The following is a 14,041-nucleotide window of genomic DNA, read 5'->3' as shown; positions in this document are numbered from 1 at the left end:
GCGGCGATCGTCTCGAGGAATGTCGCGCGTTCCTCGAGCGAGGTCTCGCGGTACGTATCGAAGGCCGCCCAGGCGAGCTCGCAGGCGCGGTCGACGTCGTGGGCGGTGCCGCCGGCGTAGACCGGCTCGAGGCGTTCGTTGCTGCTCGGGTCGGTGGCCTGAATGGGGGCGCTGGACCCGGCGACGGCCTGTTGGCCGATGAGCAGTTTGCCTTCCAAGGTCATGACTTCCTCCTGAATTTGCTCGGGCCGGAATCGGCCCGTAGTGGCTAGGATTTCGGTACTCAAATCCTGGCACCAGGATTTCTGCTACTAAGATCCTGGTATTAAGATTCCTGATACTTGGCGTACATGTTCCTGGCCCGGTTGAGGTGCTGGTACATCATTTCGCGGGCCGATTCGCCGTCACGGGCGAAGATCGCCTCGAGCACGTAGGTGTGTTCCTCCTCGACGCGGGCCAGATACTTGTCGGTCGCCGAGGTATTGATCTCGATACTCATCAGCTTGGCACGCGGAATGACACTCTGGCTCAATTGTTCGTAGAACGACTTGAAAAAGGGATTGTGGGTCGCCGCGGCAATGGCGTAGTGGAACTCGTAGTCCTCGACACGCGCCTGGGAATTTTCGGCGCGCGCGCGAACGAACGCATCGTGCTTTTCGCGCAGGATACGCCGGTCCTCGTCGTCATGGCGCAGCGCCGCCAGCTCGGCGGCGGCCGGTTCGATGTTCAGGCGCAACTCGAGCACATGCAGGATGTCCTCGACCGTGGTCGGACTGATCCGATTGGCGGGCATCGCCTCGACCGTGGCATTGCGCAGCACCGTGGTGCCCACGCCGCGGCGGGTCTCGACGAGCCCCAGCGACTTGAGATGGGTGATCGCCTCGCGGATGACCGTACGGCTGACCCCGAAGGAGTCGCACAGGCCATTTTCCGTCGGCAACTTTTCGCCGACGGCAATCCCGCCGTTGACGATCAGCGCCTCGAGCTGGTCGGCCACGTGCAACGAGAGACTGCCCTCCCGTGAAACGCGTTGTATGTTCAGCGTCTTCAAGCCATTCATTGCGTCACTCTTGCCTGCCATATCGGGTTCCACTGCGCCACGGATTGAGAAACTTTGAGCCTGGCCGGCTAACGTACCAGTGCGGGTCGCTTGGATAACCGCCAGTCGGCAACCAAGTATTGCATGGCCCAGGCGTCGTTGTGCTGAGTGACGTCCAGGCCGTTTCCGAGCGTGAGCCTGCGCGAGTCGCTCCATGCGACTCACGGCCTGCCGTATCGTTCGTCAGGCCGTGATGAATTGTTACCGGTCGTCGCAATGACGCGGGCGATCGCCGTCACGGAAACGACGATCCGTCCACCGGATCGGGTTCGGCGCTCTCAATCGTCGGGGTGACCGAAGGTGGCAAACGGCCCTCCCTGATAGATGACCGTAGGATCCCGAGGGTCGATTTCGGGTGCCGCGCCCTCGATCTCTTCGCGCCAGGGCTCGGAGCTATCCTTGGGCACCCAGCCCAGGAAGGATGCCTTGCTGTTGTCCCACCACTGTTCGGAATTGTTCGAGGCCCCGTAGACGACGGTATAGCCCAGCTTCGGCGCCGAGAATGTGCGCCGCGCGAGGCTGACGAAGTCTTCACCGCTGAGCCAGATTGCCAGCTTGCGGGTGTCGGTCGGCTTGGGATGACACCAGCCGATACGCACACTCAGGGTTTCGATGTCGAACTTGTGATAGTACAGGCAGGCCAGGTCCTCCCCGAAGCACTTCGAGACGCCATAGATCGAATCGGGACGATGCGGGACCTGGCTATCGAGCTTCTGCGTGCGCTCGTAATAGCCCGTCGTATGATTGGAACTGGCGAAGATGATGCGCGGCTTGCCGTGATGCCTGGCCGCCTCATACAGGTTGTAGGTGCCGATGATGTTGGCCTGGAGAATACTGTTCCAGGGCTTCTCCAGCGAGACGCCACCCAGATGGATGATGGCATCGCAACCTTCCACCAGCGAGCTGACGGCCTGGGCGTCCGCCAGATCGCACGTCACCAGCTCTTCATGGCTGGCCGCCTCGCCCAGATCGCCGATATCCGACAGGCGCACCTGCTTTGCCAGCGTCGCCAGCTGCGGCCGGATGAGACGCCCCATTCCGCCGGCGGCACCGGTTACCAGAAGACGCTTGATCATGTGTTCCTCCCTCGTTCATGGCCATCGCGATGCATGACGATGGCGTACCTTGTAGTCATGTGGTCTGAAACCAAAATCAGTCGAACCCGTACAGCGTCGCCGGGTTGTCGACCAGAATCTTCTGGCGCACCTCGGGGCTCGCCCAATCAAGCAGCACGTCGAGCTGTTCGGCGTCGCTGGGGTAGTTCTCGCGCGGCACGCCGACATGCGGCCAGTTGGTGCCCCAGATGATGCGCTCGGGGGCATGCGCGATAACCCGCTTGGCGATGGCCCCGATATCCGCGTAGTCGGGGCCGCCGGTCTGGCTGGCTTCGTAGCCGGCGCAGATCTTGAACCAGGCGTTGCCGCGATCGAGCAGCCGCAGGATCTCGTCGACCCGGGCATCGTCCGCCGGCACCGGCGGCATGAACTTGCCGATGTGGTCGATAATGTACTCGCCTTCTATGCGCCGCAGGTCGTCGAGATAGTCGTTCAGCTTGCAGCCGTTGAACTGCACCATTAGGTGCCAGCCCAGCGGACGGATGCGCTTTTCGACGTCGAGCATCTCAGCGTTGGTGACCGCCCCGCCCGGCAGGTTCATGATCCGCGCCCCGCGCACGCCCTTGTCGTGCCAGGCCTGCAGGTCGCCGTACGGCGTGTCGGGCGTCACCGCGGCAACGCCGCGTGCGTCTTGCGTGCCCAACTGACCGAGCGCCGCGAGCAGGGCGCTGTTGTCACGCTGGTAGGCGTTGGGCTGGGTGACTACCACGCGCTCGAGCGACAGCCATCGCTGGAGCTTGCGGTAGTCCTCGACCGTGGCCAGCTCGGGAATCTTCGGACCGCCGGGCTGGGCATCAAAGCCCGGCAGGTATAGATGAATGTGACAGTCGGTCGCCCCGGCCGGCGCCTTGAGCTTGGGCGCCGGGCCGTCGAGCGGGCGGGTATTGGCGGGAATCTCTGACACGATCATGCCTCCTTCAAAGCGAATTGGCGCAATGCGTCGCGGTTGATCTCGATGCCCAGGCCGGGGCCGTCCGGAATGCGCACGACCCCCTGATCATGCTCGATCGGCGTTTGCACGACGGCCTGCCGGAACGGATTCTTGGTGCGATCGAACTCCATGATCGGCTCGATGGGCTTGCGCCGCGGCGGATTGGGCGGCAGCGCCGCCATGACCTGCAGGCTGGCCGCGAGGCACACCGCCGTGCCCCATACGTGCGGCACCAGGCGCACCCCGAACATCGCCGCCATGTCGACGACACGACGCATTTCGGAAAACCCACCCACGCCGCAGACATCGGGCTGGGCGATATCCACCGCACGGGTCGAGAGCGGCTCGAGCATGGCGTAGCGGCCGTGCCAGTTCTCGCCGCTGGCGACGGGGATGGGCTGGCCGTCGCGTACCGCGCGGTAGGTGGCAAGCTGTTCGGGCAGTACCGGCTCCTCGAACCAGTCGACACGATACGCTTCGGCACGCTTGCCGACTTCCAGCGCTTCCAGCAGGTCGTAACCGTGGTTGGCGTCGATCATCAGCCGACGCTCGGGACCGATCGCTTCGCGCGCCGCGGCGATCGAGCGCAAGTCCTCTTCGACGTCGAAGCCGATCTTGATCTTGACCCCATGGAAGCCCTCGCGGGCGTAGCCGGCCACCTCGTCGGCGACGTCCTGGACCCGGTCGACGCCGTCGCGGCGAAACGAGCCCGTGGCGTAGGCGCGCACGCTGTCGCGAAAGCGCCCGCCCAACAGTTCGCTGACCGGCGCGCCGTAATGCTTGCCCTTGATGTCCCACAGGGCAATATCGATCCCGCTGAGGGCGGTTACGGTCAGCCCGCGCTGGCCCTGATCGCGCAGGCGATTGTAGAGATCGAGCCACAGCTTCTCGGTTTCCAGCGGATCGCGACCGATCAACGCGGCCGCGTAGATTTGAACGATCGTCGCATTGGCCTTGGCCGGGCCCAGGCACTCGCCCCAGCCTATCGTGCCATCGTCGCAGACCACTTCCACCAGACAGTGCTGGCGCCTTTCGAAGCGCATCGAGGCGCTTTCGAAAGCCTGGTCGAGTTTATAGTCGAGAATGTGCGTATGAATCTTTTCGATCTTCATGTCGGACAGCCCAAGAGCGGGTAGAGAAAAAATCGCTACAGGAAATAACCGGGCAGCGTCAGCGATATCGCCGGCACGTAGGTCACCAGCATCAGCACCACGAAAAGCGCCAGGTAAAACGGCCAGATGGTACGTACTGCATGCTCGATCTTGATCTTGCCGATGACGCTGCCGACGAACAGACAGGCCCCGACCGGCGGCGTGCAAAGTCCCAGGCCCAGGTTCATCATCATGATGATGCCGAACTGGATCGGGTCCATGCCGAACTGCATTGCCACCGGCAGGAAGATCGGCGTGCAGATCAGGATCAGCGCCGCCATATCCATGATCATTCCCAGCCCGAGCAGCAACAGGTTGAGCAGCAGCAGGATGACGTAGGGGTTGTCGGAGATGTTCAGCAGCGTGTCGGTCAGCAGCTGCGGCACGCTGTACAGCGCCAGCAGGTACGAGAAGGCCGAGGCGCAACCCACCAGGATCATCACCAGCGAGGTCGTGCGCACCGCCTGATAGACAGCCTGCTTGAACGGCTCCCAGCGCAGCTCGCGATAGACCAGTCCGGTCACGACGATGGCGTAGATCGCGCCGAAAGCGCCGGACTCGGTCACCGTCAAAATTCCGGAGAGCACCCCGCCGACGATGATCACCGCGGTCATAAGCCCGGGCAACGCCGCCGCGAAGCTAATGATCAGTGCCGACCAGCCGGGGAACGGTTCGCCCTTGTAGCCACGCTTGACCGCCACGATATAGGCTGCCACCGCCAGTGCCAGGCACATCAGCACGCCCGGCACGATGCCGGCGATGAACAGTTGGGTGATCGAGATGCCCCCGCCCGCGGCGACGGCGTATAGGATCATGTTGTGGCTGGGCGGAATCACCACCCCGGCGATCGAGGAGGTTACGGTCACATTGACCGCATAATCGGCATCGTAGCCCTTTTCCTTCATGACCGGGATCAGGATCGAGCCCAGCGCGGAAACGTCGGCCACCGCCGAGCCCGAGATCCCGCCGAACAGCATCGACGAGCTGACGTTGACCATGCCCAGTCCGCCACGCACGCGCCCCACTGCCGCCGAGGCCAGACGCACCAGACGGGTGGAGATACCACCATGCAACATCAGCTCGCCGGCAAAAATGAAGAACGGTATGGCCAATAGCGAAAAGACCGAGATACCGGAAAGAATACGTTGGAAGCCGACGAACAGTGGCAAACCTTCGTAAAGGAAGGTCCCGACCGCGGCCAGCCCGACGGCGAAAGCCACCGGTGCACCGACGATGAGGCCCAGAAAGAACAGGCCGAACAGGATCATCAGTCCCATGGGATCAAACCTCCCTTAGCTTGAGCATGCGCTGAACGATATTGACGCAGGAGAACAGGACCATCAGCACACCGCAGATCACCAGCGGTGCCGCACGCCAACTCTCGGAAAAGCCGATCATCGGGATGGGACGGCTGAGATTTTCCATAACCAAATGCCAGCCCTGCCAGGCCATGAAAAAACCGAAGCAAGTGACAAAAAGATCAGAGATATAACGCATGATTTCACGCGGCAGTTGCGGTAGACCCTCGCGCACGAAGTCGATGCTCAGATGGCTGTTGTTGCGGACCCCTGCAGCGGCGCCGAGGCAGGTGATGTAAACCACGATGACCAAGGAGGATTGCTCGACCCAGGTTGGTGTATCGTTGAGAACATAGCGACCGAACACCAGCCAGCCGAAGGTAATAATCAGGAAAACCATCATGACGCCCGCCACGATGATGCAAAAATGGGCGATGCCGTCTAGGAAGCGATCGAACGGCGACTGAGGCCTTGTTTCTACGTCCTGGTCACTGAGTTGGTCGGAGTAGGAACTCACGGTAGCTAATCCTTTCAAGAACCCCCGGGTCGGAACCGACCCGGGGTCGTTCATGGATTGGTACGATTACTGCTGCGCGGCCTGGATATCTTTGACCAGCGACTCGAGCTGCGGATTCTGTTTGACGAACTCGTCGTAGATGGGCTGCATTTTTTCCTGGAATGCCGCTTTGTCATCCACTTCGTTGATCTTCACGCCAGCGTCGAGAACTTTCTGCTTACTCTTCTCAACACCCTTCTCCCAGAGTTGCCGCTGTTCCTTGGCGGCGTCTTCAGCCGCTTCGCGAACAGCCTTCTGGTCTTCCTCGCTGAGCGCTTCCCAACTGGACTTGGCGACGCACAGGCATTCCGGCAGGATCAAGTGCTCGGTCAACGAGTAGTACTTGGCGACTTCGTAGTGGCCACTGGATTCGTAGGACGGGTAATTGTTCTCTGCGCCATCGATGACGCCGGTCTTGAGCGCCTGATAGACCTCGCCGTAGGCCATCGGCGTCGCATTGCCGCCCATGTTGTCGATCATCTTTACGTACAGGTCGTTGTTCATCACGCGGGCCTTGACGCCCTTGACATCGTCGGGCGTCTTGATCGGATGATCGGTGTTGTAGAGGCTGCGCGCGCCGGAACCGAACCAGGACAGGGCGATGAGATTCTTCTCGGCGAGGGCATCGGCGAAGCGCTGACCGATCTCGCCGTCCATGACCTTGTACATGTCTTCGACGCTATTGAAGATGAACGGCAGCGACAGCACGTTGGTGGCCGGCACGATCGGCCCCATCGGGCCCATGTTGAAGTTGGCAAAGTCCAGCGCGCCGCTGCGAACCTGCTCGATGGCATCCGGCTGATCGCCCAGCACTCCATTGTGGTAGACCTTGGGCTCGACACGCCCGTCGGTCTTCTCGGCGACCTCCTGGGCGAAACTTTCCAGAGCCACGCTGTTCGGGTAGCCCGGCGGATGAATGTTCCAGCCCCGCCACTGATCGGCCTGGGCCGGCATGGCCATGGCTGCCAGAGCCCCCGCAATCGCGGTGACTTGCAGGCAACCGGCTACACTAAAGCGTTTTCTTGTTTGCATGACATGACTCCTGTTGTGTCGCATGTTTTGTCGTTATAGCTGACGGGCAGTTTCGACCAGACTTTCGAGTTGTTGACGCTCTGCCGAGGTCGGCATGACAAGCGGTGAGCGTACGTTTCCGGCGGGCTTACCGATGATATCGGCGCCTTCCTTGATCAGGCTTACTGCATAACCCTTCTTGTTATCGCGAAGTTCAATGAAGGGGATAAAGAACTTCTGAGTAATTTCCCGCACCACCTCCTTATTGCCTTTTCTGAGTTCCCGATAGAACTTCAGTGCCATCTCCGGCACGAAATTGAACACCGCCGAAGAGTAAGTATTGACGCCGATGGAGAGATACGCCTCGGCAAAGATCTCGGCGGTGGGCACGCCGCCGATGTACACCAGCCGATCGCCCACGGTCTTGACGATCTTGTTGAGCGCCTGGATGTCACCCTTGCCATCCTTCAGACCGATCAGATTGGGGCAAGTCTCGGCCAGGTGCTTGACCGCCGACGCTTCGAGCAAGCCATTGCCGCGGTTGTAGTAGATGACGTTGATCGAGGTCGAATCGCAGATCTGCTGCGCATAGTCGACCAGGCCGTCCTGCGGGCACTCGGTCAGGTACGGCGGCATCAGCAGGATACCGTCGGCCCCCGCCTCCTCGGCGGCCTTGGCATAGGCCTGCCCGGCGCCGACGCTCAGGCCGGCGCTGGCGATGACCGGTACCTTGCCGCCTACGGTGGAGACGGCGGCGGCAACGACCTCGCGATACTCGTCCAGCGTCAGGTTGAAGAACTCACCGGTACCGCCGGCCACGAACACGGCGGAGATATCATGACTGACGAACCATTCGAGACGCTGGCGGTAGCTGTCGCGATCGAACGCCCCTCGGCTATCGAAGTCGGTGACGGGAAAGGACAACAGACCATCGCCGATTGCCTTGATGACATCCTCTCTTGAAAAATTCACGTTCGTTCCTCTTGCTCAAAGCCCGAAATGGCGTGACAGCGTCATAGCGAGTAAATAGACGGCAGGATTCGCTAATGAATGCGCGTTTCTCGCTAACTTGTCATACATCATACAAATAAAATAGAACCTATCTTTGCTCGGTTCAATACCAACGTTAGTTGATACAACTAAAGGGTAACCGCTATATGTATCGAGTCTATTTGATGGATACGAAGCCGCCGCAACCGCGCGAATAATGGTTGCGGCGTTCGGTCGGGGTGGCTCAGCCTGGCGGAGCGCCTAGGCCGCTATTCTTGGGCTTGCGAATCACCATGAAGTAGAAGAACACCACAGTCAGGGCGATGAAGAACAGGCTATCCATACTCGTTAAGAAGACCAGCGGGTTGCCGTCACTGATGGAGAGCGCTCGACGGCAATACTCCTCGAGGCTCGGGCCGAGCACGAAACCAAGCAGCAGGCAGACGGTGGGATACTTCTGCTTGCGCAGAAAGTAGGCCAGCACACCGAAAACCAGTGCCAGCGCCATCTGGAAAGTGGAATAGGTGGCTACGTAACTGCCGACCAATGCCACGATGGCGATGCTCGAGTAGAGCACGTCGCGACGAATCGACACGATCTTGAGAAAGTAGGGTCCGAGCAGGTAGAGCGTCAACGGAATCAGGATCAGCGCGCTGACGAACAGCGAGGCGAACATTGGCGCGATCAGATCGAGCTGCTGGGTCATGAACTGCGGGCCGGGCTGCAGACCGTTTATGACCAGCACACCGAGAACGATCGCGGTCGTCGGATCGCCGGGGATACCGAACGTCAGCATGGGAACGAAAGCGCCGCCACACATCGAGTTATTGGCGCATTCCGCCGCCGCGATACCTTCCGGATTCCCTTTTCCGTAGCGCTCCGGATGCTTGGAGGAGCGCATCGATTCCGCGTAGGAGACGAAAGCCGCCATGGAACCGCCGGCACCGGGCAAAATGCCGACCGCATAGCCGATGACCGCGCTTTTTAGATAACGCATCACTCCGATTTCCCGAACTTCCGACAGGGGCGGGATGAAATCGCGACGACGCACCTTGGCGGCCTGGATCAGGCTGGGGTCGACGGTTCGGCTACTACGGCTATCGGCTTGCACCAGAAGCTCGCTGATGGCGAAAGTGCCGATGATCAGCGGCATCATGTCGATGCCCTGAACCAGCACGCTGGTACCGAAGGTGAAGCGGGCCAGCGGCTGCACCACATCGATGCCAACGCTGGCAATCATGACGCCGAGCAAGGTGGCAATCATGCCTTTGGTGATCGATCCGTGCTGGGAAATGATGATCACGATCAGGGCAAAGGCGATCAGCGAGAACTTTCCGGGCGTGCGGATCAATAAGGCTACGTCGGCCGCCAAAGGCGCCACGACCATCAGCAGCAGTGCCCCCAGGGAGCCGCCGATCATCGAGCCCAGCGCGGCATGCCCGAGCGCCTTGGCACCCTCGCCGCGCTGCTGCATCGGATAGCCCTCCAGCGCGGTCATCATCGATGACGGGGCTCCGGGGATATTGATGGTCGTGGCGGTGATACTGCCGCTGCACATGCCTGCCATGAAGATGCTGGCGCAGGCTACCAGCGCCGTCGTCACGTCGAGGCTGTAGGTAAGCGGTAGTAGAAGAGCGATGGCCAGCACCGAAGTGAGGCCCGGTACCGCCCCGAAGAAGGTACCGATCAAGAAACCGCCGACCATGTAGAGCAGAGTTTCGGGGTTGGCAAGGGCAGCGAAACCACCCAGCAGTCCAGAGATCGAGTCCATGATCATTGACTCCAGAGTGTGGGCAGGCGGACCTGGAAGGCGACCTCGAACAGCAGGTAGCCAGCAATGGTGATGACGATGGCGGCCAACAGCTTGGTCAGCCATTTGTCCCTGAACCCACCACCGAACAAGCCGCTCAACAGCAGCACGTAGGCAAATGTCGAGACGAAATAGCCGATCATATCGAACGTCAGCAGGTATCCTGCCGTCAGTATGATGACGCCGATCGCCCCGGGAGAAAGGCCGGCATACTGTCTGCTGGGCGCGCTTTCATCACTGCTTTCGATATCGGCGACAGTCTTCTCCGTAGGTGCCTTGGCCTTATCGCGCAATGCATGGGCCATGGCGCAGATCAGCGCGATCAGCATGACGATGGCGGTCGCGATGGGAAAGAAGGACGCGGTCATGTTGCCGGCGCTCATCGGCGGACCAAGCTGGATCGCCGAAATCAGATAGATGAGAGTGATGATCGAAAGCGCCGCCGGCACGATGAATTCACCACTCAAGGCAGAGCGTCGGAACGACTGTTTAAATGATGGCTTAGATGTCATAGAGGCACCTGGAGTAACAGCGCTGCGCCATGCGGATGGCATGGCGCAGTGTGGATAGACCGAACGTCAGTGATTTATTTCTCCAGCACGCCCTGTTCGACCAGACCGTCCATGGTGCTGAAAAGCTGCTGCTGAGTGTCATTCGCCCACTGGGTCACGTCGTCGGCACCCAGCCAGGCCGGAGTAACGCCGATCTTCTTCAGCCACTGCTGAAATTCATCGCTCTCGTAAGCCTTGTGATATGTGGTTTCCAGCTTCTCGATCACGTCGTCCGGAGTACGCGCCGGCGCCACCATGACAATGAAGCTGCCCATCTGCAGATCGAGGCCGGTATCGGTCTCGGTTACCGGCGGCACGTTGGGGAAGCCTTCGTTCTGGGTATCAGAGAATTCGACCAGTCCACGAGCTTGGCCAGATTCGATCAACGGCGCCAGGTCACCCAGGCTGGTGACGACGGCATCGACTTCACCGTTGAGCAAGGCTTCCTTTTGTGAAGCCGCGCTGTTGTCGTAGGAAACTATCTTGAACTTGGTGTCGGTCAGTTCCTGGAGTTGCAGCACCGTCAGGTGCGTCCTGGCGCCCATGTTTTGAATACCGACGCGAATGCTGCCGGGATCCTTCTTGGCGGCAGCGATCAGGTCATCCAGCGTCTTGTAGGGGGAGCTTTCCGGCACGGTGATCGCGTCGGCTTCGCTGGTGATGCGAGCGATCATGCGCATCTTGTCCATGTTGAAACCGGGCAGCATGTTCTTCCACGGAATCGTGATGATGCTGTCGTAGGTGATCGCGGCGACGGTCTGCCCATCTGGGCGCGCTTTCATAAGTTGAAGCAGGCCGGTTGCCGTCATCCCCCCCTCGACGTTCTCGACGTACATCGAGACGGGAAGCGACTCTTCGGCAATGTTGGAGATCTTGCGGACGATCGCATCAGTGCCACCGCCCGCAGCCGCGGGAACGATGACGCGGATGTCGCGATTGGGAAAATCGGCGTAGGCGGCATTGACTGCAAGCGTCGTCAGGCAAGCGATCCCCATGAGTGTCTTTTTGAATTTCATTGTGTACCTCTTAGTTGGTCATTTGTTGATCGCCCGGTCGGAAGGCTTGTTAATGACTAGTGAATGATCCTGGATTCTTGCTCGACTACGTGCCGAGAAAGGCGCTGCGACCTCAAGCTCTAGCTTCATAGAGCTTGGGCCTTATCGATGAGCCTATTAAGACGCTCCACCCCTGGTATCGTGAGCATATCGGGAGGAAACCTCACCGCCCCGCCGACACATGGGCAACAGGTAATTCTCGTAGAACTCGGCGCCGCTCCTTGTTGTCATACATCATACAAACGAAAGTAGAGTTTAGCCGAGGCCAAAGCAACATCAACTATAGTTGATAAGACCAAAGCATAGTGACTCCGAAAAAAACCAGCTGGTTGGCGTTTATTTTATTAGTCACCCAATCATTGCTCAGCTTGCTACTGGCGCGACAATTCCAGCACTCCGTGCAATGCACGCTATCCAACATGTAGAGATACACTCCCAAGCTTTAATGAATGGATATCTCACTTAATTGTGCCAATAAACTTATAACTTAAGTGCGCTGACGGAGGCCGCGGCAGGTACCGTCTGACCGCCGGCTCGAAGTCTTCGGGGCAGAAGATGCGAGCCAGTCGCCGCGCCGCCAGCCAGCCAGCCAGCCAGGAGACCCTGGGTTGGGGGCGCTGAGCCGATGCGGTCGATGAGGGTAGCTCGGTTGCCATCGCGTACTTCCTCCCGGTCATGGATGTCAAATGGTGCTGGTCGCCAGCCGATTCGCGAGCCGGCCGGCTCGTCGGCCACCTGCGGTTGCAGATCGCACCTGGCTCCAGTGGTTCACGGCATCCGGCGCAGCAACCGCTGCCACGGCAAAAAAAGCGACCCGTAGGCCGCCATGAGGTTACGATCACTAGCTATTTTGAAGTTACTCGCGGTTGCCATCGACGAGGCGCTTGAGCCCCAGCGGATTGCGCTCCTTGAGCGGCTCGGGCAACAGTCCCTCCGGCAGCGCCTGGTAGCACACCGGGCGCAGGAAACGGAAGATCGCCGCGCTGCCCACAGAGGTGGTGCGGCTGTCGGAGGTCGCCGGGTACGGTCCGCCGTGAACCATGGCATGGCACACCTCGACCCCGGTCGGCCAGCCGTTGACCAGGATGCGCCCCGCCTTGCGCTCCAGCGTCGGCAGCAGCGCCCGCGCCGCGTCGAGATCGGCGTCGTCCATCTGCAGCGTGACGGTGAGCTGGCCTTCGAGGTGCTCGGCGACCTGCTTCACTTCCGTCGTGTCGGCGCACTCGATGACCAGCGAGGAGGAGCCGAACACCTCATCCTGCAGCGTCTCCTCGGCGAGGAAGTCAGCGGCACTGGTGACGAACAGCGCCGACTGGCACTGATTGGGCGTCTCGCCGGTCTTGCCACGCGCCACTTCGCGCACCCTGTCGTGACCGGAGAGCCGGCCCACGCCCTGCTGGTAGGCCTCATAGATGCCCGGAGTGAGCATGGTCTGCGATGCGCTCTGCTTGAGCACGTCGCCGGCCTTGGACACGAAAGCGTCCAGTGCCTCGCCCTTCTCGGCGATTACCAGGCCCGGGCTGGTGCAGAACTGCCCGGCCCCCATGTTGAGCGAGGCCACGAAGCCCTCGGCCAGCGTCTCGCCGCGCGCCTTGAGCGCCGCCGGTAACGGGAACACCGGGTTGATCGAGCTCATCTCGGCGTAGACCGGGATTGGCTCCTTGCGTTGCTGGGCGATACTCATCAGCGCGGTACCGCCGCCACGCGAGCCGGTAAAGCCCACGGCCCTGATCCGAGGGTCGGCGACCAAGGCACCGCCGATTTCAGTGCCCGCGCCGAACAGCAGTGAAAACACGCCTTCCGGCAGGTTGCACTTGGCGACCGCCGTCTGCACCGCGCGACCCACCAGCTCGCTGGTGCCGGGGTGCGCGGGATGGCCTTTGACAACCACCGGGCACCCCGCGGCGAGTGCCGAGGCGGTGTCGCCGCCAGCCACGGAGAACGCCAGCGGGAAGTTACTGGCGCCGAACACCGCCACCGGGCCCAGCGCGATGTGGCGTTGACGCAGGTCGGCGCGGGGCATCGGCGCACGCTCGGGCAGCGCCGGGTCGATGCGTACATCGAGCCACTCGCCGGCACGCACCACACTGGCGAACAGACGCAGCTGGCCGCAGGTGCGGTCACGTTCGCCCTCGATGCGTCCCTGGGGCAGGCCGGTCTCGGCCACCGCCCGCTGGATCAGGCCGTCGCCGAGAGCCTCGATCTCGCTGGCCACGGTCTCGAGGAATACCGCGCGGTCCTCGAGTGAGGACTCGCGGTAGATATCGAAGGCGTCCCAGGCGAGCTGGCAGGCCTTGTCGACTTCGGCGCCGCCGCCTCCGGCATAAGCCGGCTCGAGCTGCTCGCCGGTGGCCGGATTGATGGCGTGAAAAGCGGCTTCGGTGCCGGCGACGGCCTGTTGACCGATGAGTGATTTACCTTCCAGTGTCATGGCTTCCTCCTGTTATCGAGCATGTCAGCGTCCTGTAGCACCC

General features: G+C 61.0%; 13 protein-coding genes. All 13 read right to left on the bottom strand.

The window, feature by feature from the left end:
• Positions 1-224, bottom strand: a 224-nt coding sequence (locus R6258_RS11660) for an aldehyde dehydrogenase family protein (protein WP_318450420.1), incomplete at its 3' end; no start/stop codon positions are given.
• A gap of 101 nt (positions 225-325) precedes the next feature.
• Complete coding sequence (locus R6258_RS11655; protein ID WP_318450418.1) at positions 326-1,081, bottom strand: FadR/GntR family transcriptional regulator; 756 nt, start codon at positions 1,079-1,081, stop codon at positions 326-328.
• A 296-nt stretch (positions 1,082-1,377) separates the two neighbouring features.
• Entirely contained in the window at positions 1,378-2,175 is a 798-nt protein-coding gene (locus R6258_RS11650) for an NAD(P)-dependent oxidoreductase (protein WP_318450416.1), read from the bottom strand.
• 76 nt (positions 2,176-2,251) lie between these two features.
• A complete protein-coding gene (locus R6258_RS11645; protein WP_318450414.1) occupies positions 2,252-3,118 on the bottom strand; it encodes an amidohydrolase family protein in 867 nt (288 codons plus the stop codon).
• Between the two features lie 2 nt (positions 3,119-3,120).
• A complete protein-coding gene (locus R6258_RS11640) occupies positions 3,121-4,257 on the bottom strand; it encodes a mandelate racemase/muconate lactonizing enzyme family protein (protein ID WP_318450412.1) in 1,137 nt (378 codons plus the stop codon).
• A 35-nt stretch (positions 4,258-4,292) separates the two neighbouring features.
• Positions 4,293-5,573, bottom strand: a complete 1,281-nt coding sequence (locus tag R6258_RS11635; RefSeq protein WP_318450410.1) for a TRAP transporter large permease — start codon at positions 5,571-5,573, stop codon at positions 4,293-4,295.
• A 4-nt stretch (positions 5,574-5,577) separates the two neighbouring features.
• On the bottom strand, positions 5,578-6,111 hold the full coding sequence (locus R6258_RS11630) for a TRAP transporter small permease (protein ID WP_318450408.1): 534 nt from the start codon (positions 6,109-6,111) through the stop codon (positions 5,578-5,580).
• Between the two features lie 66 nt (positions 6,112-6,177).
• On the bottom strand, positions 6,178-7,182 hold the full coding sequence (locus R6258_RS11625; RefSeq protein WP_318450406.1) for a TRAP transporter substrate-binding protein: 1,005 nt from the start codon (positions 7,180-7,182) through the stop codon (positions 6,178-6,180).
• Positions 7,183-7,215: 33 nt separating this feature from the next.
• Positions 7,216-8,133 carry a 5-dehydro-4-deoxyglucarate dehydratase gene (gene kdgD / locus R6258_RS11620; protein WP_318450404.1) on the bottom strand — a complete coding sequence of 306 codons (918 nt, stop codon included), beginning with the start codon at positions 8,131-8,133 and terminating at the stop codon, positions 7,216-7,218.
• Between the two features lie 262 nt (positions 8,134-8,395).
• Positions 8,396-10,027, bottom strand: a complete 1,632-nt coding sequence (locus tag R6258_RS11615) for a tripartite tricarboxylate transporter permease (RefSeq protein WP_318450402.1) — start codon at positions 10,025-10,027, stop codon at positions 8,396-8,398.
• The gene (locus tag R6258_RS11610) at positions 9,925-10,473 is read right to left on the bottom strand and encodes a tripartite tricarboxylate transporter TctB family protein (protein ID WP_318450400.1); all 549 of its coding nucleotides are present in this window, start codon (positions 10,471-10,473) and stop codon (positions 9,925-9,927) included. Before R6258_RS11610 ends, R6258_RS11615 begins: the two co-directional genes overlap by 103 nt.
• Before the next feature lie 74 nt (positions 10,474-10,547).
• Complete coding sequence (locus R6258_RS11605; protein WP_318450398.1) at positions 10,548-11,528, bottom strand: tripartite tricarboxylate transporter substrate binding protein; 981 nt, start codon at positions 11,526-11,528, stop codon at positions 10,548-10,550.
• Positions 11,529-12,423: 895 nt separating this feature from the next.
• Complete coding sequence (locus tag R6258_RS11600) at positions 12,424-13,998, bottom strand: aldehyde dehydrogenase (NADP(+)) (protein ID WP_318450396.1); 1,575 nt, start codon at positions 13,996-13,998, stop codon at positions 12,424-12,426.
• Between the last annotated feature and the right edge of the window lie 43 nt (positions 13,999-14,041).

The organism is Halomonas sp. HP20-15 (assembly GCF_033446685.1).
In the GTDB taxonomy this organism is placed as follows: domain Bacteria; phylum Pseudomonadota; class Gammaproteobacteria; order Pseudomonadales; family Halomonadaceae; genus Modicisalibacter.
The sequence above is the reverse complement of the archived record's forward strand: the minus strand, read 5'-3'. Positions and strand labels throughout refer to the sequence as shown.

Coding starts and splice junctions, on each gene's coding strand:
- R6258_RS11605 (WP_318450398.1), bottom strand. CDS start 11,528: ATGAAATTCAAAAAGACACTCATGGGGATCGCTTGCCTGACGACGCTT.
- R6258_RS11615 (WP_318450402.1), bottom strand. CDS start 10,027: ATGGCTGACCAAGCTGTTGGCCGCCATCGTCATCACCATTGCTGGCTA.
- R6258_RS11610 (WP_318450400.1), bottom strand. CDS start 10,473: ATGACATCTAAGCCATCATTTAAACAGTCGTTCCGACGCTCTGCCTTG.
- R6258_RS11640 (WP_318450412.1), bottom strand. CDS start 4,257: ATGAAGATCGAAAAGATTCATACGCACATTCTCGACTATAAACTCGAC.
- R6258_RS11650 (WP_318450416.1), bottom strand. CDS start 2,175: ATGATCAAGCGTCTTCTGGTAACCGGTGCCGCCGGCGGAATGGGGCGT.
- R6258_RS11625 (WP_318450406.1), bottom strand. CDS start 7,182: ATGCAAACAAGAAAACGCTTTAGTGTAGCCGGTTGCCTGCAAGTCACC.
- R6258_RS11655 (WP_318450418.1), bottom strand. CDS start 1,081: ATGGCAGGCAAGAGTGACGCAATGAATGGCTTGAAGACGCTGAACATA.
- R6258_RS11635 (WP_318450410.1), bottom strand. CDS start 5,573: ATGGGACTGATGATCCTGTTCGGCCTGTTCTTTCTGGGCCTCATCGTC.
- R6258_RS11600 (WP_318450396.1), bottom strand. CDS start 13,998: ATGACACTGGAAGGTAAATCACTCATCGGTCAACAGGCCGTCGCCGGC.